The 25,114-nt window shown below is 72.6% G+C and carries 21 protein-coding genes; 11 read left to right on the top strand and 10 right to left on the bottom strand.

Going from position 1 to position 25,114, the window contains the following annotated elements:
• The first annotated feature begins 231 nt into the window (after positions 1 to 231).
• Entirely contained in the window at positions 232 to 984 is a 753-nt protein-coding gene (locus tag ACFWZH_RS13940) for a L,D-transpeptidase family protein (protein ID WP_384429192.1), read from the top strand.
• Positions 985 to 1,072: 88 nt separating this feature from the next.
• Here the strand turns inward: ACFWZH_RS13940 and ACFWZH_RS13935 are convergent, their stop codons facing one another.
• Entirely contained in the window at positions 1,073 to 2,506 is a 1,434-nt protein-coding gene (locus ACFWZH_RS13935) for a Gfo/Idh/MocA family protein (RefSeq protein ID WP_384429189.1), read from the bottom strand.
• Between the two features lie 328 nt (positions 2,507 to 2,834).
• Between ACFWZH_RS13935 and ACFWZH_RS13930 the strand changes: the two genes are divergently transcribed.
• A complete protein-coding gene (locus tag ACFWZH_RS13930; protein WP_384429186.1) occupies positions 2,835 to 4,205 on the top strand; it encodes an alpha-amylase family protein in 1,371 nt (456 codons plus the stop codon).
• Positions 4,206 to 4,218: 13 nt separating this feature from the next.
• On the opposite strand, the gene ACFWZH_RS13925 is transcribed toward ACFWZH_RS13930, so the two are convergent.
• Positions 4,219 to 7,152: an FAD-binding and (Fe-S)-binding domain-containing protein gene (locus ACFWZH_RS13925; RefSeq protein ID WP_384429183.1), complete on the bottom strand. Its 2,934-nt coding sequence runs from the start codon at positions 7,150 to 7,152 to the stop codon at positions 4,219 to 4,221.
• 88 nt (positions 7,153 to 7,240) lie between these two features.
• Positions 7,241 to 7,699, bottom strand: a complete 459-nt coding sequence (locus tag ACFWZH_RS13920) for a MarR family winged helix-turn-helix transcriptional regulator (protein WP_384429180.1) — start codon at positions 7,697 to 7,699, stop codon at positions 7,241 to 7,243.
• Positions 7,700 to 7,820: 121 nt separating this feature from the next.
• Between ACFWZH_RS13920 and ACFWZH_RS13915 the strand changes: the two genes are divergently transcribed.
• Positions 7,821 to 9,641: an ABC transporter ATP-binding protein gene (locus ACFWZH_RS13915; protein ID WP_384429178.1), complete on the top strand. Its 1,821-nt coding sequence runs from the start codon at positions 7,821 to 7,823 to the stop codon at positions 9,639 to 9,641.
• A 90-nt stretch (positions 9,642 to 9,731) separates the two neighbouring features.
• Here ACFWZH_RS13915 and ACFWZH_RS13910 read toward each other — a convergent pair whose 3' ends face one another.
• A complete protein-coding gene (locus tag ACFWZH_RS13910) occupies positions 9,732 to 10,910 on the bottom strand; it encodes an SGNH/GDSL hydrolase family protein (protein ID WP_384429175.1) in 1,179 nt (392 codons plus the stop codon).
• Between the two features lie 341 nt (positions 10,911 to 11,251).
• Between ACFWZH_RS13910 and ACFWZH_RS13905 the strand changes: the two genes are divergently transcribed.
• Positions 11,252 to 11,842: an NUDIX domain-containing protein gene (locus ACFWZH_RS13905; protein ID WP_384429172.1), complete on the top strand. Its 591-nt coding sequence runs from the start codon at positions 11,252 to 11,254 to the stop codon at positions 11,840 to 11,842.
• Here the strand turns inward: ACFWZH_RS13905 and ACFWZH_RS13900 are convergent.
• Positions 11,736 to 12,473 (bottom strand): hypothetical protein, encoded by a 738-nt coding sequence (locus ACFWZH_RS13900; RefSeq protein ID WP_384429170.1) that lies wholly within the window; start codon positions 12,471 to 12,473, stop codon positions 11,736 to 11,738. The two genes, ACFWZH_RS13905 and ACFWZH_RS13900, sit on opposite strands and share 107 nt — an antisense overlap.
• 66 nt (positions 12,474 to 12,539) lie before the next feature.
• Complete coding sequence (locus tag ACFWZH_RS13895; protein WP_384429167.1) at positions 12,540 to 13,931, bottom strand: hypothetical protein; 1,392 nt, start codon at positions 13,929 to 13,931, stop codon at positions 12,540 to 12,542.
• Positions 13,932 to 14,242: 311 nt separating this feature from the next.
• Between ACFWZH_RS13895 and ACFWZH_RS13890 the strand changes: the two genes are divergently transcribed.
• Entirely contained in the window at positions 14,243 to 14,506 is a 264-nt protein-coding gene (locus ACFWZH_RS13890) for a hypothetical protein (RefSeq protein ID WP_384429164.1), read from the top strand.
• A 69-nt stretch (positions 14,507 to 14,575) separates the two neighbouring features.
• On the opposite strand, the gene ACFWZH_RS13885 is transcribed toward ACFWZH_RS13890, so the two are convergent.
• The 4 genes from ACFWZH_RS13885 to ACFWZH_RS13870 all read right to left on the bottom strand — a co-directional run bounded on the left by ACFWZH_RS13885 (position 14,576) and on the right by ACFWZH_RS13870 (position 18,032).
• Positions 14,576 to 14,956, bottom strand: coding sequence for a VOC family protein (locus tag ACFWZH_RS13885; protein ID WP_384429161.1), 381 nt, complete (start codon positions 14,954 to 14,956; stop codon positions 14,576 to 14,578).
• A gap of 147 nt (positions 14,957 to 15,103) precedes the next feature.
• On the bottom strand, positions 15,104 to 15,787 hold the full coding sequence (locus tag ACFWZH_RS13880) for a lactate utilization protein C (RefSeq protein ID WP_384429158.1): 684 nt from the start codon (positions 15,785 to 15,787) through the stop codon (positions 15,104 to 15,106).
• Positions 15,784 to 17,283 carry a lactate utilization protein B gene (locus tag ACFWZH_RS13875; protein WP_384429155.1) on the bottom strand — a complete coding sequence of 500 codons (1,500 nt, stop codon included), beginning with the start codon at positions 17,281 to 17,283 and terminating at the stop codon, positions 15,784 to 15,786. Before ACFWZH_RS13875 ends, ACFWZH_RS13880 begins: the two co-directional genes overlap by 4 nt.
• Positions 17,280 to 18,032, bottom strand: a complete 753-nt coding sequence (locus ACFWZH_RS13870; RefSeq protein ID WP_384429152.1) for a (Fe-S)-binding protein — start codon at positions 18,030 to 18,032, stop codon at positions 17,280 to 17,282. The genes ACFWZH_RS13875 and ACFWZH_RS13870 overlap by 4 nt, the downstream gene beginning before the upstream one ends.
• 122 nt (positions 18,033 to 18,154) lie before the next feature.
• Between ACFWZH_RS13870 and ACFWZH_RS13865 the strand changes: the two genes are divergently transcribed.
• The 6 genes from ACFWZH_RS13865 to ACFWZH_RS13840 all read left to right on the top strand — a co-directional run bounded on the left by ACFWZH_RS13865 (position 18,155) and on the right by ACFWZH_RS13840 (position 25,083).
• Positions 18,155 to 19,501, top strand: a complete 1,347-nt coding sequence (locus tag ACFWZH_RS13865) for an MFS transporter (protein ID WP_384429150.1) — start codon at positions 18,155 to 18,157, stop codon at positions 19,499 to 19,501.
• A gap of 713 nt (positions 19,502 to 20,214) precedes the next feature.
• Positions 20,215 to 20,997, top strand: coding sequence for an MHYT domain-containing protein (locus tag ACFWZH_RS13860; protein ID WP_384429147.1), 783 nt, complete (start codon positions 20,215 to 20,217; stop codon positions 20,995 to 20,997).
• Between the two features lie 182 nt (positions 20,998 to 21,179).
• Positions 21,180 to 23,705 (top strand): nitrate- and nitrite sensing domain-containing protein, encoded by a 2,526-nt coding sequence (locus ACFWZH_RS13855; protein ID WP_384429145.1) that lies wholly within the window; start codon positions 21,180 to 21,182, stop codon positions 23,703 to 23,705.
• Positions 23,702 to 24,115: a roadblock/LC7 domain-containing protein gene (locus tag ACFWZH_RS13850; protein ID WP_384429142.1), complete on the top strand. Its 414-nt coding sequence runs from the start codon at positions 23,702 to 23,704 to the stop codon at positions 24,113 to 24,115. Before ACFWZH_RS13855 ends, ACFWZH_RS13850 begins: the two co-directional genes overlap by 4 nt.
• 10 nt (positions 24,116 to 24,125) lie before the next feature.
• Positions 24,126 to 24,506 (top strand): DUF742 domain-containing protein, encoded by a 381-nt coding sequence (locus ACFWZH_RS13845; RefSeq protein WP_384429140.1) that lies wholly within the window; start codon positions 24,126 to 24,128, stop codon positions 24,504 to 24,506.
• Positions 24,487 to 25,083: an ATP/GTP-binding protein gene (locus ACFWZH_RS13840; RefSeq protein WP_384429137.1), complete on the top strand. Its 597-nt coding sequence runs from the start codon at positions 24,487 to 24,489 to the stop codon at positions 25,081 to 25,083. Before ACFWZH_RS13845 ends, ACFWZH_RS13840 begins: the two co-directional genes overlap by 20 nt.
• The last annotated feature ends 31 nt before the right edge of the window (positions 25,084 to 25,114 follow it).

Here is a 25,114-nt window from a genome sequence, read left to right as displayed (position 1 = left end):
GTCCCAGGCGAAGTCGTGGTGGGGGGTCGGCAGAGCGCCGTTCCGGCAGGCGAAATGCCCCTCACGCCCGTCTCGTCTGTCGGCGGAGGTTCTGGAAGGTTGGCCCGCGGCGGGTGCCGATTTCAAACGGTTTTTCCGCTGCGGTCATATGATTCGGACAATCGTGTGGGAAGCCGTGCGCGGCGGACGGGCACTGAACGGTCGTCAGGCTCGCGGTGCGACCATGGGGCCATGCGGACTTCGGGCGGTGCGGTGAGGAGCGCGGCGGTGGCCGCGGCGGGGCTGGTCCTACTGGCGGGCTGCGGCGGTGGGCCGGGCGACCGGCACCCGGGCGGCACGGACGACGCGGGGAAGGGGAAGCGTCCGGGCGGCGCGGCCCGCGGGGCGTCCGCCACCACCCATCTCAAGGCCATTCCCGGGGTCGGCAGCGCCCTGCGGTCGCGGATCCCCGCCGGCTCGCGTCAGGTCGTCGCGGTCTACGGGGAGGGCGCCGACTCCGCCGACTCCACCGTCGTCCTCTACGAGAAGGACGCCAGGGGGTGGGACCGCAAGGCGAGTTGGGCGGCGCACAACGGCCGGCGCGGCTGGACGCTGAACCACCACGAAGGCGACAAGCGCAGCCCCGTGGGCGTGTTCACGCTGACCGACGCGGGCGGTGTGCTGGCCGACCCCGGCGCCAAGCTGCCCTATACGCACTCGCCGGCGTTCACCCCGCCGCCGTACTGGGACAAGAGCACCCGGCACGACTTCGACTACGTCGTCGCGATCAACTACAACCGCGTCAAGGGCACCTCCCCGCTGGACCCGACCCGGCCCGAGGGGCAGACCAAGGGGGGCGGGATCTGGCTGCACGGGGACCACGGCAGCGGGACCTCGGCATGCATCAGCGTGTCGAAGGCCGCGATGCAGACGCTGCTGCGCGCCCTCGACCCGGCGCGGCAGCCCGTCGTCGTCATGGGCGACAAGGCGCGCCTCGGGGCCTGAAGGGCGCGGCGAAAGGCCTGACGCGGAGGGCCCCCGGCCCCCGGCCCGCGGGACGCGGGCGCGCGGCCGGGGGCCCTCGGAACCGCCCCTACTCCTCCGGCTTCTGCGAGTCCATCCCCGGCCGGGCCTTCTTCCACAGCCCGCGGGTGAAGTCGGGAAACTCCTGCGGGGCGCCGCCCGCCTTGATGGACGCGTCGCTCAGCGGCACCGGCGCCGACCAGGTCGCCCCGTCGTACACGTCGAAGTCCGGTACAAGACCCAGCTGCATGCACTGCATCAGCCGGAAGACCAGCATGTAGTCCATGCCGCCGTGTCCGCCGGGCGGGTTCGCGTGCTCCTTCCAGAGCCAGTGGTCCCACTCCGCGTACCGCGCGAAGTCGCCCCACTCTTCGTTGCTCTGGTCGGGCTCCAGGTAGATCCGCTCGGGGTAGTCCTCGAAGACGCCCTTGGTGCCGCCGAGGCTGTTGATGCGGCTGTAGGGGTGCGGGGTGGAGACGTCGTGCTCCAGGCGGATCACCCGCCCCTTGGCGGTCTGCACGAGGCTGATCGTCCGGTCGCTCTCGATATAGGACTCCTTCCAGCTCGGGTCGTTCGCCGGCATGTGCTCCTTGCGGTACGCGGCGAGGCCGAGGGCGGGGGTGCCGAAGCTGGAGATGCGTACGGCGCGGTCGCCGCGGTTGAGGTCCATGTAGTTGGCGACCGGGCCGAACCCGTGGTTGGGGTAGAGGTCGCCGCGCAGCCGGGTGTGCCACAGCCGGCGCCACGGCCCCTCGTAGTAGTTCGGGTCGAACATCAGGCCGCGCAGATCGTGGTGGTACGCGCCCGCCCCGTGCAGCAGCTCGCCGAACAGGCCCGCGTGCGCCATCCGCAGCACCCGCATCTCGTTCCTGCCGTAACAGCAGTTCTCCACCTGCATGCAGTGTCTGCGGGTCCGTTCGGAGAGGTCGACCAGGGCCCAGAGCTGGTCCAGGCGCAGGGCGAGGGGGCACTCCACGCCGACGTGCTTGCCGTTGAGCATCGCCGTCCTGGCCATCTCGAAGTGCCAGTCCCAGGGCGTGGCCACGAACACGAAGTCGATGTCGCCGCGCTTGCAGAGGTTTTCGAAGTCGTGGTCGCCGTTGGAGTAGACGGCGGGTGCGGGCTGCCCGGCGTTGGTGACCTTCTTGGCGGCTTTGGCGGTCTTCTCCTTCACCGGGTCGCACAGGGCGACGACCCGTACCCCCGGCACCGCCAGGAAGAGGCCGATCATGCCGTCGCCGCGGTTGCCGAGGCCGATGATGCCGACGCGTACGGTGGAGCGCCGTTCGAACGGTACCCCGATCATGGTCTTGCCCTTGGCCGCGGGCGCCGTGCCGGCCGCCGACGCGGGGTCGGCCGCCGTGGGCGCGGCCGCCGCCGCGGAGCCGGCCGGCAGTCCGCCGAGGCCCAGCCCGGCTCCCGCGGCACCGGCGGTCCACAGGACCGAACGGCGGCTGGGGCCCGCCTCGTTGTGGTCGTGGGCTTGCGGTTGTGCCTCGTTCATCGATCCTCCAGGGAACGGTGGTGTGCCGGGGCAGATGAACCTCGGTCAGGACCATGTCGGCCGGGAGGCGGTGGCACAAGAGGGCCGATTGGACTCTTTTCGCGGCGCCGGGCCGGTGTCCGGCCGCCGCGCGGGTCCTCTTGCTGCAACACCTCCGGCTCCCCGTCAGCATCTTTCGCAAGCCGCTGAAAAGCCTTGCGGAAAGGGTTGACGTGTTCACGAGGTAAACGGCAGGCTCCGATACGGAAACCCCCATGGCGGCCTGGCGCGTGGCTGCTCTCGTGGGCGCGGTGCGGCATGCCGTGCCCCATGACGAAGGAGCCGCAAGATGCAGCAACGTTCCCGTGTGGTGGGCGGGGTGCTGGCCGGAGTGGTGGCCGCCACCGGCCTCGCCGCCTTCGCGCCGTGGTCCTCCCAGGCCACCCCGCCCGGCGAGAAGACCGTCACCGCCACGCTGTTCGAGCGGAAGTACACGGACGTGGCCAAGGCCTGCACCGACCAGCTGGGCCCGGCCGGCTACGGCTATGTCGAGGTCTCGCCCGCGACCGAGCACATCCAGGGCGACCAGTGGTGGACCTCGTACCAGCCCGTCAGCTACAAGATCGCCGGACGGCTGGGCGACCGGGACGCGTTCGCCTCGATGGTCAGGGCCTGCCACGGCGCCGGCGTCAAGGTCATCGCCGACGCCGTCGTCAACCACATGGCGGCCGGGTCCGGCACCGGCACCGGTGGCACGCGGTACACCAAGTACGACTACCCCGGCTCCTACCAGGACCAGGACTTCCACGGCTGCCGCAGGAGCATCTCCGACTACACCAACCGCGACGATGTGCAGAACTGCGAACTGGTGGGGCTCGCCGACCTCGACACCGGCAGCGACTATGTCCGCACCACCATCGCCAAGTACCTCGACGACCTGCGGTCGTTGGGCGTGGACGGCTTCCGGATCGACGCCGCCAAGCACATCTCCGCGACCGACGTCGCCGCCATCAAGGGCAAGATGAGCGACCCCGGTTACTGGGTGCAGGAGGTCATCCACGGGGCCGGCGAGGCGGTCCAGCCCGACGAGTACACCGGCATCGGCGACGTCGACGAGTTCCGCTACGGCAGCCACCTCAAGAGCGCTTTCCAGGGTGGCGACATCGCCCAGCTCAAGTCGGTCGCGGACGGCAAACTCGGCGGCGACAAGGCCCGTACGTTCGTCGACAACTGGGACACCGAGCGCAACGGTTCGACGCTCACGTACAAGGACGGCGCGGCCTACACCCTCGCCAACGTCTTCATGCTCGCCTCGCCCTACGGATCGCCGAACGTCTACTCCGGCTACGAGTGGTCCGAGAAGGACGCCGGGCCGCCCAGCGGGAGCGGCGGCTGGACCGGGCAGCACGCCAAGCGGGAGATCACCGCGATGGTGAAGTTCCGCAACGTGGTGGGGTCCGCGGAGCTGACCGACTGGTGGGACGACGGTAGGAGCGCGATCGCCTTCGGGCGCCAGGGCAAGGGGTTCGTCGCCCTCAACAACGGCGACGGCGAACTGAAGCAGATCTTCGCCACGTCGCTGCCCGGCGGGACGTACTGCAACGTGGTCAAGGCCGCACCGGACGACTGCTCCGGCAACACGGTCACGGTCGGCGACGACGGCAGGGCGCAGCTGACCGTGCCCGCCAAGAGCGCGGTGGCGCTGCACCTCCCCGGCTGACGCGCGCCCGTCCTCACCCGCCGGACCGGGTGGCCCACTCCAGCGCCAGGAGGGCCGAGCGGTACCCTCGGCCCTCCGTCGCCCGGTCCATGCCGATCTCGCACATCCGGTTCGCCGACAGGTACGCGTCGAAGTGCCGCGCGGTCACCTCCGCCGCCTCCTTGGCGGTCGCCGACTCGGTCAGCTCCGGATGCAGCATCCCGCGGTCGCCCGCGAAGGCGCAGCAGCCCGCGTCGTGCGGCACCACCACCTCCCGCGCGCACGCCTCGGCGACCCGCCGCAGCTGCGGCTCGTCCCCCAAGTGCTGCATGGCGCAGGTGGGGTGGAGCACCGCGGAGCCGACGCTGCGCTCGATCCGCAGCCGCGGCAGCAGCTCGTCGGCGGCCCAGACGACGGAGTCGAGGACGGTCAGCTCGGCGTGCAGTGCCCGATTGAGCGGGGTCAGATACGGCACGACCTCCCGGGCGATGCCCAGCGTGCAGGAGGACGCGTCCACGACCAGGGGCAGTTGGCCGCCGGCCGTCCAGCCCCAGGCCGCCTCGACGACGCGGTTGGCCATCACCGCGGTGCCGCGCTCATAGCCCTTGGAGTGCCAGATCGTGGCGCAGCAGGTCCCGGTCACGTCCGACGGGATCCACACCGGCCGGCCCGCCCGCCGCGACACCGCCACGACGGCCTCGGGCAGCGAAGGCCCCTGGTGTGCGGCATGCTCGCCGAAGATCCGGTTGACACACGCCGGGAAGTAGACCGCGGCCGCGCCCGCCCTTTGCGTCGGGGGCAGCCGGCGGGCCGCCGCGCCGGGGATCCGGGGCAGCCACTGGGGCACCAGGTCGGGGCGTACGACCCGGCGTGCGGCGCCGGTCAGCGACGTCAGCAGCCGGTCGCCGATCCGGTCCGCGGCGGCCACCGCCAGCCGCGCCGACCTCTCCACGGCGCCGAACTGCCGGGCGGACCGCTCCGCCAGCCGCTCCTCGCGCGGTGAGTGGCGCCGATGCCGGAAGTCCCGCATCAGCGCGCCGGTGTCGATGCCCACCGGGCAGGCCAGTTTGCAGGTCGAGTCGCCGGCACAGGTGTCCACCGCGGCATAGCCGTAGGCGTCCAGCAGCTCGGTGGTCACGGGGGAGCCGGGGGGCTGGCGGAGCATCTCGCGGCGCAGCACGATCCGTTGGCGGGGTGTGGTGGTGAGGTCCTCGCTGGGGCAGGTCGGTTCGCAGAAGCCGCACTCGATGCAGGGGTCGGCGATCGCCTCGATCTCGGGCAGGGTCTTCAGACCGCGCAGATGGGCCCGGGGGTCGCGGTCGAGGAGGACGCGGGGCGCCAGGATGCCGTGCGGGTCCACCAGCTCCTTGATCCGCCACATCAACTCCGTTGCCCGCGGGCCCCATTCGAGCTCCAGGAACGGGGCGATGTTCCGTCCGGTGGCGTGTTCCGCCTTCAGTGAGCCGTCGAAGCGCCGCACGGTCAGCCGGCAGAACGCGTCCATGAAGGCGGCGTAGCGCGCCACGTCGTCCGCCTTCGCCGCGTCGAAGGCCAGCAGGAAGTGCAGATTGCCGTGCCCGGCGTGCCCGGCGACCGCCGCGTCGAAGCCGTGCCGGGACTGCAGCTCCAGCAGGGCGGTACAGGCTTCCGCCAGCCGGTGCGGCGGTACCGCGAAGTCCTCGGTGATCAGCGTGGTCCCGGACGGCCGGGAACCGCCGACCGCCGTGACGAACGCCTTGCGGGCCTTCCAGTAGCCGCCGAGCGTAGCCGGGTCCCGGGTGAAGGCATTGCTGACGGAGGCGACCGGAGCGACCAGGTCCAGTTCGGCCAGCACCCGCGCCGCGGCCCGCTCGTACGCCTCCTGGGCGGCCTCGTCCGGCGCCCGGAACTCCACCAGCAGTGCGGCGGTGTCCTTGGGCAGCGCCGCCCAGTCCGCGGGCACCCCGGGCACGCTCACCGAGGCGCGCAGCGTGTTGCCGTCCATCAACTCCACGGCCCGCGCGCCCGCGTCGGTGAACCGCGCCACGGCGGCGGCCGCCGCGCTCAGGTCGGGGAAGAACAGCAGCGCGCCGGAGGCGCGGCGGTCCAGCGGCACGGTGTCGAAGACGGTCTCGGCGAGGAAGCCGAGGGTGCCCTGGGAGCCGACCATCAGCCCGCGCAGGATCTCCACCGGTGTCGCACCGTCCAAGAACGCGTCCAGGCGGTAGCCGTTGGTGTTCTTCAGGGCGTACTTGGCGCGGATCCTGGCCACCAGCTCCGGTTCCGCCTCGATCTCGGCCTTCAGCGCCAGCAGGCCCGCGCACAGCGCCGGTTCGGCGTGCGCCAGTTCCTCGTCGGCGGCCGGGTCGGCGGTGTCGACGATGGTGCCGGACGGCAGGACGACGGTGACCGAGGCCAGCGTCCGGTAGGAGTTGCGGGTGGTGCCGGCCGTCATCCCGGAGGCGTTGTTGGCGACCACCCCGCCCAGCGTGCAGGCGACGGCGCTGGCCGGGTCGGGGCCCAGCACCCTGCCGTGGCGGGCGAGGGCGGCGTTGGCGCGCAGCACGGTGGTGCCCGGCCGGATCCGGGCCCGGGCGCCGCCGTCGAGCACCTCGATCCCGGTCCAGTGCCGGCGTACGTCGACGAGGATGTCCTCGCCCTGCGCCTGGCCGTTGAGCGAGGTCCCGGCGGCCCGGAAGACGACCTTGCGGCCCTTGCCGTGGGCGTAGGAGAAGACCGCGGAGACGTCGTCGAGGTCCTCGGCCACCACCACGACCTGGGGGACGAAGCGGTACGGGCTGGCGTCGGAGGAGTAGCGGACCAGGTCGGAGATCGTGTGCAGCACCTTGTCCGCGCCCAGCAGCGCGATCAGGTCGCCGCGCAGCGGCTCGGGGGTGCCCGATGCCCGCCGGTCGGCCACCCGGTCGTGCGCGGGGCCGTGGGGGGCGGTGGGCCGCAGGGACTCGGGCTTCGGCTCCAGCAGGGGCATGGCGGGTACTCCTCCGGTCGACTCCGCGTCCGGGCCCGCCCGGTGGATCGGCGTGGAACGGGCCCTGGGCCGCTCGGCTTCGGTCTGCTCAGTGCGGTCCGCCCGGTCCGTCGACCAGGGTGGACAGCAGACCGCCCAGCACCTGGCGCTGTTCGGCGGTCAATGGGGCCAGGATCTCCTCCGCCGCGGCGCGGCGCGCGCTGCGCAACGCGCGGAGCGTGGCGCGTCCGGTGTCGGTGAGCTCGATCCGTACCACCCGGCGATTGGCCGGATCGGGCACCCGGCGCACCGCGCCATGTGCCTCCAGCCCGTCCACCAGCGTCGTCACCGCCCGCGGTACGACCTCCAGCCGCTCGGCCAGATCGGCCATCCGGGGCGGGGCGTCGCGGTAGTGGTCGACGATCCGCAGCAGCCGGGACTGCGCGGGGGTGAAGGCGATGTCCAGGTGTGCCAGATGGTGCTTCTGGGCGCGGTGCATCCGCCGCGTCAGCCGTACCAGCTGCTCGGCGACGTTGGCGGTGCTGAGGGTCGGCTCGGGGGAGGGCATGCCCCGAGGATAGCGGATATCAGGACCTAGTTCATTGTGAGTATAGGTAACAATGAGCTAAGCTCCATGATGCTCGCCCCGGTCTGTCCCGACCGTTTGCCCGCACACCTCGAAGGAGCCCATGCGCAGCGACGAACCCCAGTGGACCCCACCGCCCAAGGACCCCGAAGCGCCGGTCCAGTTGCGGCGGATCCTCACCCTCTTCCGCCCCTACCGCGCCCGCCTCGCCCTCGTCGGCCTGCTCGTCGGCGCCTCCTCCCTCGTCTCGGTGGCCGCGCCCTTCCTGCTCCGCGAGATCCTGGACGTGGCGATCCCCGAACGGCGCACCGGACTGCTCACCCTGCTCGCCCTCGGCATGATCGCCACCGCCGTCACCACCAGCGTCTTCGGCGTCCTGCAGACCCTGGTGTCCACCACCGTCGGTCAGCGCGTCATGCACGACCTGCGCACCGCCGTCTACGCCAAGCTCCAGCAGATGCCGCTGGCGTTCTTCACCCGCACCCGCACCGGCGAGGTCCAGTCCCGGATTGCCAACGACATCGGCGGTATGCAGGCCACGGTCACCTCGACCGCCACCTCCCTGGTCTCCAACCTGACCTCGGTCACCGCCACCGTCTGCGCCATGCTCGCGCTCGACTGGCGGCTGACCGCCGTCTCGCTGCTGCTGCTTCCGCTCTTCGTCTGGATCAGCCGCCGGGTCGGCAACGAACGCAAGAAGATCACCACCCAGCGGCAGAAGCAGATGGCCGCGATGTCCGCGATGGTCACCGAATCCCTCTCGGTCAGCGGCATCCTGCTCGGCCGCACGATGGGCCGGGCCGACTCCCTCACCCGGTCCTTCGCCGACGAGTCCGAGCGCCTGGTCGGTCTGGAGGTCCGCGCCAACATGGCCGGCCGCTGGCGGATGGCCACCATCGGCATCGTCATGGCGGCCATGCCCGCACTGATCTACTGGGCGGCGGGACTGGTCCTCCAGTTCGGCGGGCCGGTCTTCTCGATCGGCACCCTGGTCGCCTTCGTCTCGCTCCAGCAGGGCCTGCTGCGGCCCACCGTCTCGCTGCTGTCCACCGGCGTGCAGATGCAGACCTCGCTCGCGCTCTTCCAGCGGATCTTCGAATACCTCGACCTGCCGGTCGCCATCACCGAGCCCGCCGACCCGGTCCGCCTGCCCGCACCGCGCGGCGAGGTCCGCTTCGAGAACGTGCGGTTCTGCTACGACCCCGACGCGGCGCCCACCCTCGACGGCATCGACCTGGCCGTCCCCGCCGGCGGCAGCCTCGCCGTCGTCGGCCCGACCGGCAGCGGCAAGAGCACCCTGAGCTACCTCGTACCGCGGCTCTACGACGTGACCGAGGGCCGGGTCACCCTCGACGGCACGGACGTCCGCGACCTCGACTTCGACACCCTGGCGCGGGCGGTCGGCGTGGTCTCCCAGGAGACCTACCTCTTCCACGCCTCCGTCGCCGACAACCTCCGCTTCGCCAAACCGGACGCCACCGACGACGAGATCGAACGCGCCGCCAAGGCCGCCCAGATCCACGACCACATCGCCGCCCTCCCCGACGGCTACGACACCCTCGTCGGCGAGCGCGGCTACCGTTTCTCCGGCGGCGAGAAGCAGCGCCTGGCGATCGCCCGCACCATCCTGCGCGACCCGCCCGTACTCGTCCTGGACGAGGCGACCAGCGCGCTGGACACCCGCACCGAGCACGCCGTGCAGCAGGCCATCGACGCGCTGTCCGAGGGGCGCACCACCCTCACCATCGCGCACCGTCTGTCCACGGTCCGCGACGCGGACCAGATAGTCGTCCTGGACGCCGGCCGGATCGCCGAGCGCGGCACCCATGACGAACTGCTCGCCGCCGACGGCCGCTATGCGGCGCTGGTGCGGCGTGACGCACACCTCACCCCGGCCGGCGATCAAGTGGTGACCCGTAAGTGACCCGCGGGTAAGGTCGATGGTGCGGCGGCCAGTTCACTTGGTCGGGGTGGCCGCCGCACTCTCTTTCCGGCATTCCGGGCACGGTGCCCGCTACAGGGCGGCGAGATCGATCACGGCGGCCATCGCACGGTAGCCCTCGTCGTCGGGGTGCTTGTGGTCACCGCTGTCGTAGGCGGGCGCGAGCGCGTCCGGGTCCTCCGGGTCCGCCAGCGCCGCGGCGAAGTCGGCGACCGCGTCGAACTCGCCCGAGGTGCGCATCCAGTCGTTGACCTCCCGGCGCTTGGCCTCGGCGGCCGGTGAGTGGTACTCCGACCCCTTGAACGGCATGATCGTCGCCCCGGTGATCCGCACCCCCGCGGCATGCGCCATGGCGATCAGCGTCCGGTACCCGGCGATCAGGTCCGCCACGGAGTGGTCCGGGTTCGGCTTGTACGTCGGCAGATCGATCTCGCTGAAGCCGATGTCGTTGAGGCCCACCAGGACGACCACGGACCGCACGCCGGGCTGGTCGAGCACATCGCGCCGGAAGCGTGCGACCGCCCGCTCGCCGAACCACGCCGAGTCGTTCAGCAGCAGATTCCCGCCGATGCCCTGGTTGAGCACCGGGCGCGGAGTGCCCCGCGCGGCCAGCCGCTCGGCGAGCGCGTCCGAGTAGCGGTGGTTGCCGTCGACGGTCGAGGCGAACCCGTCGGTGAGGGAGTCGCCGAAGACCACCACCGTGTCGTGCCGCGCCGGGCCGTCGTCCGCCAGCTCGACGGCGGCGAGGTGGTACCAGGACACCGTCGTCTCGCTGAACACCGCCGGATCGAACGCCGCGAGCCGGTCGCCCTCGGCGCGGTAGGCCGTGGCGTAGGCCTGGGCGTGGAAGGTCGCCGGCCCGGTCGGACGCGCGAAGTACAGAGAGACGGTCAGCGAGTCGAACGGCGCCGCCGTCACCTCGGCGGCGTCGCTGTAGAGCTCGCCCCCGGGCGGGATCAGCGCGGACGGTGCGCCGTCGAAGGTCAGCCGGCGCTCCGTGCCGCCCTGCACGGCCGGCCCCTTGTCCGTACGGGCCAGGGTGGCACCGGTGACCTCCAGCGGGGCGGTCCCGTAGCGGTTGGAGAGCCTGACCCGGGCCCGGGTGCCGGCGCCGGTGACCCGTACGACCTGCCGCACCGTCTGGTCCGCGAAGCCCTCCAGCGACCAGTTCTTGTGGAAGCCCTCACTGGGGCGCTGTACGGCCGCTGCCCAACCGGCGTTCCACACAAGGGAGTTGCTCTCGCCGCTCATGATGCCGTGCTGCCTTCCTGTCGTCCGCCGCCGTCCGTTCGGCGGCGCTGGCACGGAGTCTGCCGAGGGGGGTGCGGGCTACCCAGACCTCTGGGCCGCGTACGCATCGCCTGCCTACCAACGCCGGGGTCACCCTCGGCGGCCGGGGGTGTCCGACGGCTCCGAGCGCAGGGTCGACACCGGTCGACGGGGTCGAACGCGGTGTGCGCCCAATGCGAGCCCTGCGCACGCCAGTTCACCGTCCGCCGCGCGTCGGCACCGGTCCGCCGTGAAGTCATCGCCGGTACGGTGGACCTCCGCCACGGGCCTGCCGCCCGTCCCTTCGGATTGCGAGATGTCCGATGAATCAATCCGCAGCCCACACCCATCTGGCCGCGGCGGTAGTGGTGCACGACGGTCGCGTGCTGATCGTGCGCCGCAGCTACCGCGAGCGCTTCCTGCCCGGCACGTGGGGCGTGCCGTGCGGCAAGCTCGACCGCGGGGAGTCCGCCGAGAGCGGCGCCCTGCGGGAGCTGAAGGAGGAGACCGGACTCCTCGGGGTCATCGTCGCGCGCACCGGCGCCTCCAGCTTCCTGAGCGACTATCAGGGCCGCCGCGTCCGCAACCACCAGGACAACTTCATCGTCCGCCCGCTGACGCTGGACGTCGTGCTGCCCAGCGCCGACCAGGCCTACCGCTGGGCACGGCCGGCCGAGCTGGCCGAGGCCGGCGTGGACGCCTACAACCTCGGCGTGATCCGCCAGGCGCTCGGCGGCCGGCTGGACGCGGCGGGGCTGCGCGCGATGACGGCCCGCTATGGCTACGCGGGACTGGGACCGGTCCCGTTCAGTAGCCCAAAGAGCGGGCCAGCGCGTCGAGTTCGGCAAGATAGACGGCCGGCGGCAGCGGAGTCTTGGGCGGCGGAGCCGGGCGCCCGACACCGTCGTCCCTGACCGCGGCGGCGCGCCCGCCGGCGCCCTCGCTCCGGACGTAGACGTCGGTCGCCGCACGCTGCGCGGCGGTCTCCAGGAACAGCGTCACCGTCGGCTGCTCGCTCACCACCCGGTGCAGCGTACGGGCGTCCAGACCGTAGCTCCGCCCGGCGCCGAACCGCTCCGTGCGCAGCAGCCGCAGCCGCGCGTCCCCGACCCGCCGCAGCCGCCACGCCCCGCCGGGGCCGTCGATCGTCTCCCGATAGGCGACCGCGGGCATGCCGTACGGGGCCGGTTCGTAGCACTCCATCCGGACGCGGCCGCGCACCACGGCCGAGGCGATGGCGCAGCGGTGGTTGTGGATGTCCTCGGGGACCGCGCCGGTCCGGCCGTGCCAGAAATGGACCCGCAGCATGAACCGGGGCGCCCCGGACAGCAGCAACAGCTTGTCGAAGCCCAGCACATGGCGGTACGAGAGCCGGGTGCACTCCGCGAGATCCGCGCCGCCGACGGATAATCGGCGCACCAACGGACCGAGCGTGTCGGGCCGCGCCAGCCGGGCGATCGCCGCACGCGCCGACTCGGGCGACGGGGGCCGCGACCCGCCGCCGAGCCGCTCCGCCAGCAGCCGCCGCGCTTCCTCGACCTGCATGTCCGCCTCCCGTTCACCGGGGCCGCCGACCGCCGGCGGCCCCCGCCGCCCCGAACCCGGCCGAGCTCACGGCCGGTAGACCAACAGCGCATGCCGCCGCAGCACCGACAGGCCCTGATACGCCATCCACACCGGATGGCCCATCGCGCCGTCGTCCCACCGCCACACCCCGCCCTGCTGCATCCCCCGTACCCGCGCCACGGCCGCGGCCAGCCGCTCCTCCCACACCTGCGGTCCCGCCCCCTCCGCGGCGACCTTCCGGGCCCCGTCCGTCATCAGGGCCCGGGCCACCCAGGCGGCCGAGAAGTGCCGTACCGACAGCAGCTCCTGATGCAGTGGGTCCTCCCGGCCCGGGCGCCGCACCTCCTCCTGGCAGTTGTCCAGATCGGCGGCGCCGTCCGGCGCCGCCGCGCCCGCCAGCAGCCAGCGCAGGCCCTCCTCGCGCACCGCCCGCTGCCGGGCGTCCTCGCCCAGGACCCGCGCGGCCCGGTCCAGCGTCACCACCGCCCGCGCCGTGTGCGCCGCGGACGGCGCGGGATTGCCGAGTCCGCCGGCCAGCGCCGCACCCCAGCAGCGGTGGTGGCCGCGCGCCGGGTCGGCCGTGGCGCCGTTGACCAGCACCTCACGCAGCCGGTGCAGCGCCGGGGAGCCGGGCGCCGCCCGCAGCAGACCGCGCAGCACATTGGTCACCACATAGGTGCTGCCCAGCCCCGAGGCATCGTGATCCGGGTCCAACAGCGCCTCACAGGAGTGTATTTCGGCCTCCAGCAGCCGCGGATCGGCGCCGGCCCGGGCCAGCGCGCCCAGCACGATCGCGGTCACCTCGGGGCGCGCCCCGCTGCCCTGCGAGCGGGCCGCCCACCCGCCGCCGGGGAGCCGCAGCCGCCACAGCGTCTCGGCCACCTCACCAACCCGTATGCGCCCGTCGTACGGCGCGATGTCGAGCAGCAGATGCAGCCCGTACGCCGTGCCGAACGCCGTCGGGTGCACCGGCGGACGGCTCTCGGCGAGGGAGTGCGGCCAGCCCGTGAGCGGACCGTGGCCGGGCACCTCGATCACCGACAGGCCGCGCCGCAGCGCCTCGTATGTGCCGTCCATCAGCTCGGGCAGCGAACCGGCCGCCGGCACCGCGGGGCCGGGCGGCGACGCCGACGCAGCGGCGGCGGTGGCGCGGGCCTGCAACAGGGCCGCCGCCAGCCACACCACGGCGCCCACCCCGGCACCGGCCGTGGCCGCCAGGCTGTAGCGCGCCGCCTCGCCCGCCAGGCTCTCCGGCAGCAGCCCCATCAGCGTCTGGAACGCGCCGAACGCGGCGGCCGGTGCGCCAAGCCGCCCGAGCCAGGTCAGCAGCCGGGCCGGTGCGGTGGCCGGCGCGGTGGGGGCCGGCGTCCCGGGATCCGGCGCGGGCGGGCCGTCGGCCGCTCCGGAACGCCGGGGTGGTAACTCCTGCCGCAGCATCGCCTGCTCCCTCCCCCCGGGGCGCGCCCGCGCACCGCGTGCGCGAGAGACATCCCGATCAGTGTAGGAATCCCCACTGACAACGGGGTCGCACACCTGTCCAGTCCGGCTCGGCCATGACCCGCCGTACGAGTGCTGATCCGACGGCACGTGTGCGTGGGGCCGGCCCCGTACGGCGCATGACGGCGGGCAGCAAGGAGGGTCGTCCGCGCAAGGGTCCAACGGGGTGATCTTTGCGGCGCTCTCCACATCGCGCAGACGGTGACGGGAAGTACAGAGGCTGATCGTTGTCTCGGCTCTGAGGAGGATCCATGCGTATCCGCACCACGCTCTTCGCAGTAACCCTGGCCACCGCCGCCCTGCTCGGCGGCGCGGGCACCGCCGCCGCCGACGCCAACCCGGACTACTCCACCCCCCGTTCGGCTTCCGGGGCGGACGTCTCCGACGCCCCCATGGGCAAGGACGTGGTGGTGTCGGGTCGCGAGGGCGGGCGCGGTTCCGACGGCGCCTCCGACCGCAAGATGGAGGACGACTCCCCCGGCGGGCTGGTCGGCCGCCTCACAGGCGGTATGTGACGCGGACTGTGCGGGGCACCCATGGCCAGGGGCCGTGGGTGCCCCTGACGGTGACGGGCTCCGACGGCCTCAGGCGTCGGGCGCGTACCAGCGGAGTTCGACGATGTTGCCGTCAGGGTCGCTGACATACAGGGACTGGCCGTCGCCGCGGGCGCCGAAGCGCGGCCCGGGGCCGTCGACGACCGTGAACTCGCCCGAGTCGACGACCTCCTGCCAGTCGAGGGGCTCCACGACCAGGCAGAGGTGGTCGACGTTGGAGCCCCCGCGGGGCCCCTCGACGAGGTCGATGATGGTCGTCGGGCTCACGCGCACGGAGGGGAAGGGCGCCTCGCCCGCGCGCCAGGCGTCCACGCGGACCGGCTCCAGACCGAGCGGCCCGCAGTAGAAGGCCAGCGATCGTTCGACGTCGGCGACGTTCAGAACGAGGTGGTCGAAGGCGATGACGCGCATGAGGGCTCCTGTGGGGACGCCGGGACCCGGTAGGGGCCCGTCGGATGATCGAAAGCAAGGTACCGGGCGCCTCGGCGGGGACGCGATCGGCCGTTGGTCCTGGTCCGCCGGTCCTGGTCCGTCGGACGGAGGGGTGGGGGCGGGGGCCTAATGGACCGCTCCCTGCTCCGTCAGCAGGATCACCTCCAGTGTCCGCGGCCCGTGCACGCCCTCCACCCGGTCCAGTTCGATGTCGCTGGTGGCGGAGGGGCCGGAGATCCAGGTCTGCGGACGCCCGGGCGCCAGCCGTTCCAGCGCTTCCGGCACCGAGCCGACGACCTGGTCCGGGACGCGGACGACGCAGATGTGATGGTCGGGCACCAGCGTGATCCGCCGTCTTCCCTGGTCCGGGCCGGCGTCCAGAACGAGGGTGCCGGTTTCCGCGACGGCCACCGCACAGCCCGTCACCACACTGTCCACGGCGTCGAGTTCGTGGGGGGTGTCACTCGCGCGGTCCTCGACGAGGGTGACGCCGAAGTCGGCGGACGTCACCGCCGCCAGCCATGCCGCCTCAAGCCCCGGCGGTGCCAGCACCGTCCGCGCCCCCCGCTCGGCCAGCAGTCGGCGGATCAGCGCCGGCAGGCCCTCGGGGTCGCTGCGGTGCACGATCGCCCGGTAGTCGGCGAGGTTCTCCGCGAGCAGATCGACGGTCTGCGCGGTCGTACGGGACCCGTGCACCCGGTGGTAGTCGCGGACCACCGGCGGATCACCAGGTCCGGCCGTCCGCTGTCCGCGCGGCACATCCGCCAGTGCCCGGCGCACCCGCGCCAACACCACGTCCCGGCTGCTCACTTGGTCCCACCCCGCTCCGCGGACCCGTTCGGCGATGCTTCCCGGGTGCGCTGCCACCAGTCGCGGAAGGACTCGGCGGGCACCGCCGGCAGGTCGCGGGTCCTGGACCAGGCGCGGCCCGGCCCGGGCAGCCGCCGTGGATGGAGCCGACGGGTGCGGGCCGCGAGCCGCATCCCGCCCCGCAGCGCGCCCGGGTGGTCGAACGCCCAGGCCGCCGCGCGCATCGCGGCCCGCTCCGCGGCATGCCCCTTGGCCGGTTTGAGCACGGTCCGTGTGCCGCTCCGGGTGACCGGCCCGCCCTCCACCACCCGTTCGCGCAGGTGCACCAGCACCTCGGGGATGTCGATGGCGACCGGGCACACCTCGTAGCAGGCCCCGCACAGCGAGGAGGCGTACGGCAAGGAGGCCTCCAACGGGCCTTGAATTCCGCGCAGTTGGGGGGTGAGGATGGCGCCGATCGGGCCCGGGTAGGGCGATCCGTACGCATGCCCGCCGGCCCGCTCGTACACCGGGCACACGTTCAGGCAGGCCGAGCAGCGGATACAGCGCAGCGCCTGCCGTCCGACGGTGTCGGCCAGGGTGTCGGTGCGCCCGTTGTCGAGCAGCACGAGGTGGAAGGTCTGCGGTCCGTCCCCGTCCGTCGTGCCCGTCCAGGTGGAGGTGTAGGGGTTCATCCGCTCCGCGGTGGACGAGCGCGGCAGCAGCTGGAGGAAGATCTCCAGATCCTGCCAGGTCGGTACCACCTTCTCGATGCCGACCACGGAGATCAGGGTCTCGGGCAGGGTCAGGCACATCCGTCCGTTGCCCTCGGACTCCACGACCACCAGCGTGCCGGTCTCGGCGACCATGAAGTTCGCGCCGGAGATCCCGACCTTGGCGGACAGGAACTTCTCCCGCAGGTGCAGCCGTGCCGCCTCCGCCAGCTCGGCGGGGGAGTCGGACAGTCCCTCGGGTGCCGGGCGTCCCCAACTCCCCATCTCACGGCGGAAGATGTCGCGGATCTCGGAGCGGTTGCGGTGGATCGCCGGGACCAGGATGTGCGACGGCAGATCGTCGCCGAGCTGCACGATCAGCTCGGCCAGATCCGTCTCGTAGGCCCGGATGCCGGCCTGCGCCAGCGCCTCGTTCAGCCCGATCTCCTGTGTGGCCATCGACTTGACCTTGACCACCTCGCGCTCTCCGGTGTCCCGCACCAGCCCGGTGACGATCCGGTTGGCCTCCTCGGCGTCCGCCGCCCAGTGGACCCGGCCGCCCGCGGCGGTCACCGCGGTCTCCAACTGCTCCAGATAGTGGTCGAGGCGGCGCAGCGTACGGTCCTTCACCGCGGCGCCCGCGGCCCGCAACTGCGGCCAGTCGTCCAACTCGGCCACCGCCCCGGCCCGCTTGTCGCGGATGGTGCGGGTGGCATGGGTGAGGTTGGCGCGCAGTCGGGCGTCGCGGGTGGAGACCTCCGCGGCCCGGGGGAACGCCGGCATGCCCAGATACGTGCCGCTCACCACACGCTCCCTTCCGTGCTGGCCAGGATCTCGGCGATATGGACCGGGCGGACCGTCGCGCCCTGCCGGGCGAGGGTGCCGCCGATGTGCAGCAGACAGGAGTTGTCGACGGTGCAGACCGCCTCGGCGCCGGTGCCGAGGACATGGCGGACCTTGTCCGCGCCCATCGCCGCCGACACCGCCGGATTCTTCACCGCGAAGGTGCCGCCGAAGCCGCAGCACTCCTCGGCGCCCGGCAGCTCCCGCAACTCAAGCCCTCTGACCTGCGCCAGCAGCCGCCGCGGCCGGTCGCCCAGGCCCAGCATCCGCAGCCCGTGGCAGGTGGGGTGGTAGGTGACCGTATGCGGGTAATAGGCGCCGACGTCCTCGACCTTGAGCACATCCACCAGGAACTCGGTCAGCTCGTAGGTCTTGGGCACCGCGAGCGCCGCGGCCTCGGCCAGCTCCCGGCCGCGCCCCTCGGCCGCGGCCTTCGCCCCGATCCGCGGGTAGTTGTCCCGCACCATCGCCGCGCACGAACCGGACGGGGTGACGACGTAGTCGTAGTCCCGAAACGCCCGGTCGAAGCGGCGCACCAGCGGCTCGGTCGCATGCCGGTACCCGGTGTTGAACTGCGGCTGGCCGCAGCAGCTCTGCTCGGCGGGGAAGCCGACGTCCACTCCCAGCCGCTCCAGCAGGGCCACCACCGCCCGGCCGGTCCGGGGCTGGAGCAGGTCGTTGACGCAGGTGACGAAGAGTGCGACGCGCATGTTGCCATCTCCTTTCGGCTGTCACGGACCCTGGCGGACAACCGCCTCACCGGTACATGATCACCTGACGGCTCATCCTGCCCCAGCAGCAGGCCCAGGAGAAGAACCGGGAGCGGAGGACCATGTCGAGCGCCGAGCAGATCACCGAGGGCCGGACACCCGATGACGGTGCCCGCCCGCCGTCGCGGCTGCGGCAGCTGGCCGCCGCCTCCGTCGGCAACGCCGTCGAGTGGTACGACTGGTACGCCTACTCCTTCCTGGCGGTCTACTTCGCCGAGCAGGTCTTCCCCGAAGGCACCGGGAACTCCCTGGTGCCACTGCTCTCGACGTTCGCCGTCTTCGCGGTCGGCTTCTTCATGCGGCCGGTCGGCGGGCTGCTGCTGGGCGCGGTCGCCGACCGGCGCGGCCGTCGGACCGCGCTGACCGTCACCATCCTGCTGATGGGCGTCGGCAGCCTGCTGGTCGCCGTCACGCCCAACTACGCGGCCACCGGAGTCCTGGCGCCCCTGGTCCTGGTCGTCGCGCGCCTGGTGCAGGGCCTGTCGGTGGGGGGCGAGTTCGCGGCGTCCTCGACCTTCCTCGTCGAATCCGCGGGGCCCGGGCGGCGCGGACTGTTCTCCAGCTTCCAGTACGTCTCCACGACCCTCGGCCAGCTGCTGGCCTCCGGGACCGCGGCGCTGCTGGCAGCCACGCTCACCGAGCGGGAGATGGGCCAGTGGGGCTGGCGGGTGGCGTTCCTCATCGGCGCGGCGCTGAGCCTGCTGGGACTGTGGATCCGGCGCGGTGCCCAGGAGACCCTTCCGCAGGCCCGCAACTCCGCGGGAGCAGGGAAGGCCCCGAGCGCCGAGCAGCCGTCCGCCGCACGGCCCGGCCTCTTCGAGGCGCTGCGCCGCCACCCCCGCGAGTCCCTGCTGATCTGCGGCATCACCGCGGGCGGCACCCTCGCCTACTACACCTGGACGACCTACCTCCCCACCTACGCGCAGGTCAACGCCGGCTTCGACAAGGGCGATGCGCTGACCGTGGGCACCCTCTCGCTCGCCTTCTTCGCGCTGCTCCAGCCGCTGGGCGGGATGCTCTCGGACCGCATCGGCCGCAAACCACTGCTGCTCGGCTTCTCGCTGGGCTTCGCCGTCCTGGCGGTGCCGCTGCTGCACCTGGTCACCGACGCGTTCCTGTCGCTGCTGCTGGTGCAGTGCGCGGGCATGGTGCTGCTCACCGGGTACACCGCGATCGCCGCGGCCGTCAACGCCGAGGTGTTCCCCGCGCGGGTGCGGGCCGCCGGTATCGGCTTCCCGTACTCCCTGACCGTCGCCCTCTTCGGCGGTACCGCCCCCTATGTCGGCACCTGGTTCAAGCAGGCCGGCCACGCCGACCTCTTCCCCTGGTACGTGGCGGCGCTGTGCCTGGTGTCCTTCGTGGTGTATCTGACGCTGCCCGAGACCTCCCGGCGGAAGCTGGAGACCTGACGGCACGGCGGACACGCGGAGCGCCGCCCCTCCCGGGACAGGGAGGGGCGGCGCTCTTTTGCTGCGAAGTCCGTCAGACGAGCCAACCAACGAGGTGGACGATGCCGGCGATCACGTTGGTGAGGATGTCGTTCATCTGGCTTGTGCTCCTTGGGAAAGTCGTGCGTTGTGGGACCAACTCTCCGGCCCAGCAAGGGATATCAACCGGAGGCGCGGTGACGGTCTGCAGCCCGCCGCTTGCGCCCCGTAAGCATCACCTGGCTCGCTGCCCCCACGGAACCCCTTCCGGTATCGATCATGCTTTCCAGTGAACACTCGTTCTCGCGTTCGTTTTCGATCATGTAAACGTGTGAAGTCCGAACTGATGGCGGAATCCCGAACCGTTCCGTCTGGTGGCGATATCCCCTATGCGGTAACTGCCCGACGTATGGCGGCATAGCGGGCGCGCTATGCGTGACCTTTCTCATTGTCGGGGGCATCGCCCATTTCCAGGGCGGTTCCGCACTCCGGAATTGACGGGGAATCAGAGGTGCCGGTGCCGGGTAATGGCGGACATTTACCCGAACCCGGGATAACGGAACTCGCCGGTAGGGCAACCGTGCGTCAAGGTGTCCGCATTTCTGCTCGGATCGAGGTGCGGCTCTGTCCGAATTTCACAAGACGATCACCTGCTAACGTCCATCGCCGCGAACCGAAAACGCGAAAGGAAACTCGTGGGCCACATCCACCACTTCAGTGCGGGCTGGGTATCCCCGGTCCTCGCCTATGCGATGGCGTGCGTGGGATCCGCCCTCGGACTGCGCTGCACGGTAAGGGCGCTGGCCGCCGAAGGCCGCTCGCGCCGCAATTGGCTGCTGACCGCCTCCGTCGCCATCGGCGCCGGTATCTGGACCATGCACTTCATCGCGATGCTCGGATTCGGCGTCACCGGCAGCCCGATCCGCTACGACGTCCCGCTGACCGTGCTCAGCCTGCTGGTCGCCGTGGTGGTCGTCGGCGCCGGGGTCTTCACCGTCGGCCACGGCGCCGCCCGGCTGCGCTCCCTGCTGCTCGGCGGCCTGGGCACCGGCGTGGGCGTCGCGGCCATGCACTACCTGGGCATGGCCGCCCTGCGCCTGCACGGGAACGTCGGCTACGACCCGGCCCTGGTGGCGCTCTCCGTCGCGATCGCCGTCGCCGCGGCGACGGCCGCCCTGTGGGCCGCGCTCAGTGTGCGGGGCGCGGCCGGCGCGGCCATCGCCTCCCTGGTGATGGGGCTCGCGGTCACCAGCATGCACTACACCGGAATGGCCGCCGTGACCATCGATCTGGCGCCCACCCGGGCGCCGTTGGCCGGGGCCACCGCAATGGAATTCATCTTTCCGCTGACCGTCCTGCTCGGCTCTTCCCTCTTCCTCACCGTGGCCTTTGTCGCACTGTCGCCAACCGCCCAGGAGCGGGCCGCCTCCGCCTCCGCCGAATCGTTCCGCGAGGCCGAACTCCCCACTTCTCCCTGACCTTTGAGGAATTCATGCGCGTACGACAGAACCCGGATCGCCCCGAGGGTGAACGAGGTGCACCGCCATCCGGTGCCGGGGCCGTAAAAACGCTCCCGGCGATTGCCGGGACGGACCCCGAATCCGGCCCCAAGGGCGGTAATCGAAGCGGGAATTACGGCCCTCGCTTCGCCCTCCCGATGATGCCCCGATCCGTACGCTCGAAGATCGTCGCGCTGCTGATGGTCCCGGTGGTGTCCCTCATCGCCCTGTGGGCCTTCGCCACCGTCACCTCCGCGCGGAACGTCTCCGATCTCGGCCGGCTCAAGGAGATCGACGCCACCCTCGTGGCGCCGGTCGGCGACTTCGCCGCCGCCGTGCAGGACGAGCGCAGCGCCGCCGCCCGCGCCCTCGCCGCCCCGAGCGCCGCACGGCAGGACACACTGCGCGACCGCCGGCGGGCCACCGACGCCGCCGTCACAGCCCTTCGGGACGGCGTCAACGCGGGCAGCGCCGACGCGGAGGGCGTCGACCCCGATCTGCCCGGCAGGATCGACCGGCTGATGCGCGACGCGGACGGGCTGTCCGCGCTGCGTGCGCAGCAGAGCGCGACCGGGGCCGCCGCGGACCGCGCGGTCGCCCGCTACACCGACATCGTCGAACACGGGCTGGCCACCGTCGGGGCCCTGACCGGCCTGCAGAACCCGGCCGGCAGCTCGGAGCCGCGCGTCGTCCTGGAACTCGCCCGGGCCCGGGAGGCCATCGCCCGCGAGGACGCGGTGCTCGGCGCCGCTCAGGCCTCCGGACGGATGTCGTCCGACGGGTTCGACTCCTTCACCGGTGCCGTGCACACCCAGCGCGAGCTGTTCGCCGCCGCCGTCGACGACCTGCGGCCCGTGGACGCCGCGGCCTACCACCGGATCCTCGACGGACCGGCGTACCGCGCCCTGACGGCCGCCGAGGACGCCGTACGGCACGCCGGCGCGGGCGCCCCCGCCGCCACGGCCGTCCCCGCCGCCCAATGGAGCCGGACCCACGGCACGGTCCTGCGCGAACTGCGCGCGGCGCAGCGGTCGGCGAGCACCGGGGCGGCCCGCGACGCCCACCCGCTGTCCCCCGACACCCTCGGCGGATCCGGCCTCGCCGTCGTCCTGGGGCTGGCCGGTGTGCTGCTCTCCCTGCTCATCTCCGTCAAGATCGGCCGCCGGCTCGTGGTGGAGCTGGAGGAGCTGCGCAACTCCGCCCTGCGGATCGCCGGCCACGACCTGCCCCGGTCGCTGCGGCGGCTGTACGCGGGCAAGCCCGTCGACATCGACGCCCTCGCCCCGCCCGGAGCCGACCGCGGCACCGGCCGGGACGAAGTGGGCCAGGTCGGCGAGGCCATGGTGGCGGTGCACCGCGCCGCGCTCAGGGCCGCCGCCGACCGCGCCGCCGCGCTCAGCGGCATCTCCGGCGTCTATGTGAGCCTCGCCCGCCGCAGCCAGCTGCTGCTGCACCGTCAGCTCGCCCTGCTGGACACCATGGAACGCCGTACCGAGGACCCGGCGGAGCTGGAGGACCTCTTCCGGCTCGACCACCTCACCACCCGGATGCGGCGGCACGCCGAGAGCCTGATCATCCTCTCCGGCGCCGCGCCCGGCCGCGGCTGGCGCCACCCCGTTCCGCTGCTGGACGTGGTGCGGGCCGCGGTCGCCGAGGTCGAGGACTTCGCGCGGGTGGAGGTGCTCGGCGTCGCCGACGCCCGGCTGACCGGCGGCGCGGTCGCCGATGTCACCCACCTGCTGGCCGAACTCGTCGAGAACGCGGTGATGTTCTCCCCGCCGCACACCAAGGTGCGGGTGCACGCCGAACGGGTGGGCACGGGCATCGCGCTGGAGATCCAGGACCGCGGGCTCGGCATGGGCAAGGAGGCGCTGCAGGAGGCCAACCGCCGCATCGCGGACGCCGACGAGATCGACCTCCTGGACACCGAACAGCTCGGCCTCTTCGTGGTCAACCGGCTCGCCCACCGCCAGCACGTCCAGGTGACACTGCAGCCGTCGGTGTACGGCGGCGTCACGGCCGTGGTGCTGCTGCCCGACGCCCTGCTGGCCGAGGGCGACGGCGACCCGGCACCGGACGGGGAGGAGCCCTCGCCGTTCCGTCGACGGCCCCCCGTCGTGCGGGCACTGGGGCCCGCGGCCGGCCGGCGCGGCGCGCTCCCGCCGGCGCCGACCCCGCCGACCCCGTCGGCGCCCGTCCCCCCGCCTCCACCGAACCCGCCGGCATCGACCCCGCGGACTCCGCCGGCGCCCGTCCCACCGCCCCCACCGAACCCGCCGGCGCCGACCCCGCCGGACACCGCCCCCGTCCCCGCGCCGCTCGCCCCTCCGGAGCCCGCCATGCCGAAGGCCGTCCCCGCGGAGGCCCCTCCCGCGCAGGCCGCCACCGCCGGCCCCGCACCCGCGGAGCCCGACCCCGCCCTGCCCCGCCGCGTCCGGCAGGCCAGCCTCGCACCCGCGCTGCGCGGAACCCCGCAGCAGCGACCCGAGTGGGTGCCCCGTACCGAGGGCACCCCCGCGCCGCGCCGCTCCCCGGAGCAGGCCCGCGCCACCATGGCGTCCCTGCGCGCCGGCTGGACCCGTGGCCGTGACGCCACCGCCCGGCCACCGCAGGGCCGTCCCCCGCACGACGACCGGCAGCACGACGGTGCGCAGCAGCATCCGCCCCGAGGAGAAGAGACACCATGACCGCCGACCAGCACCCGCACCTCTCCGGTGAACTCAACTGGCTTCTCGACGACTTGGTCTCCCGCATACCGGAGGTCCGCTGCGCCGTGGTCCTCTCCGGCGACGGTCTGCCCGTCGGTACGTCGAGCGGACTGACCCGTGACGACAGTGAGCGGTTCGCCGCCATCGCCTCCGGCTTCCACAGCCTCGCCAAGGGAGCCGGCCGGCACTTCGCGGCCGGCCAGGTCGTCCAGACCATGGTCGAGCTGGAAGGCGGCTTCCTCTTCGTCGTGGCGGCCGGAGACGGGTCGTGCCTGGGGGTGTTCGGCGACGCCGAGGCCGATGTCGGCCTGGTCGCCTACGAGATGGCCCGGCTCGTCAAGCGGGTCGGTGAGCACCTCGGCACGCCCGAGCGGGCCGACGCGAAGTGACCGGCCGCCCATGACCGACTCCACCCCGCACTGGTACGACGACGAAGCGGGGCCGATGGTCCGGCTCTACGCGATGACCGCCGGGCGGGCCCGGCCGAGCAGCGCGGCCTTCGAGCTGATGGCCGTGGTGCAGGCGGAGCCCGGCCCCCACGGCACCGACCCTCCCGTGCTCTCGCCCGAGCAGCGCGCCATCCTCGCGCTGTGCGGCGACCGCCCCCGCCCGGTGGCCGAGATCGCCTCCGACTCCGGACTGCCGCTCGGGGTGGTCCGGGTGCTGCTGAGCGATCTGCTCGCGGGGGAACTGATCCGTGTCAACCCCCCGGTGCCGCCCGCCCAGTTGCCCGACGCGCATATTTTGAAGGAAGTGATCGATGGACTCCGCGCGCTGTGACGCCCTGCGCTCCGACTCCTTCATGGCCCTGAAGATCCTGGTGGCCGGCGGGTTCGGGGTCGGCAAGACGACGCTGGTCGGCTCGGTCAGCGAGATCCGTCCGCTCAGCACGGAGGAACGGCTCACCGAGGCCGGCCGCCCGGTCGACCGGCTCGACGGGGTCCCGGACAAGACCACCACGACCGTGGCGATGGACTTCGGCCGGATCACCCTCCACGACGACCTGGCGCTGTACCTGTTCGGCACCCCGGGGCAGAACCGCTTCTGGTTCCTGTGGGACGAGCTGGCGCAGGGCGCGCTGGGTGCCGTGGTGCTGGCCGACACCCGCCGGCTGGCCGACAGCTTCTCGGCCATCGACTACTTCGAGCACCGCGGCATCCCGTTCGTGGTGGCGGTCAACTGCTTCGACGGCGCCCGCGCGCACCGGCCCGAGGAGGTGGCACGGGCCCTGGACCTCGACCCGGGCACCCCCGTGGTGCTGTGCGACGCCCGCGACCGCACGTCCTGCAAGGAGGTGCTGATCGGCCTCGTGGAGCATGCGGCGGCGTCGTACGAGGCACGGCTGCAAGGCGTGTGAGGGCACGGTGGGCGGGCGCGTGCGGCACACC

It is taken from the genome of Streptomyces sp. NPDC059008, assembly GCF_042749045.1.
Lineage (GTDB): Bacteria > Actinomycetota > Actinomycetes > Streptomycetales > Streptomycetaceae > Streptomyces.
The sequence above is the reverse complement of the archived record's forward strand: the minus strand, read 5'-3'. Positions and strand labels throughout refer to the sequence as shown.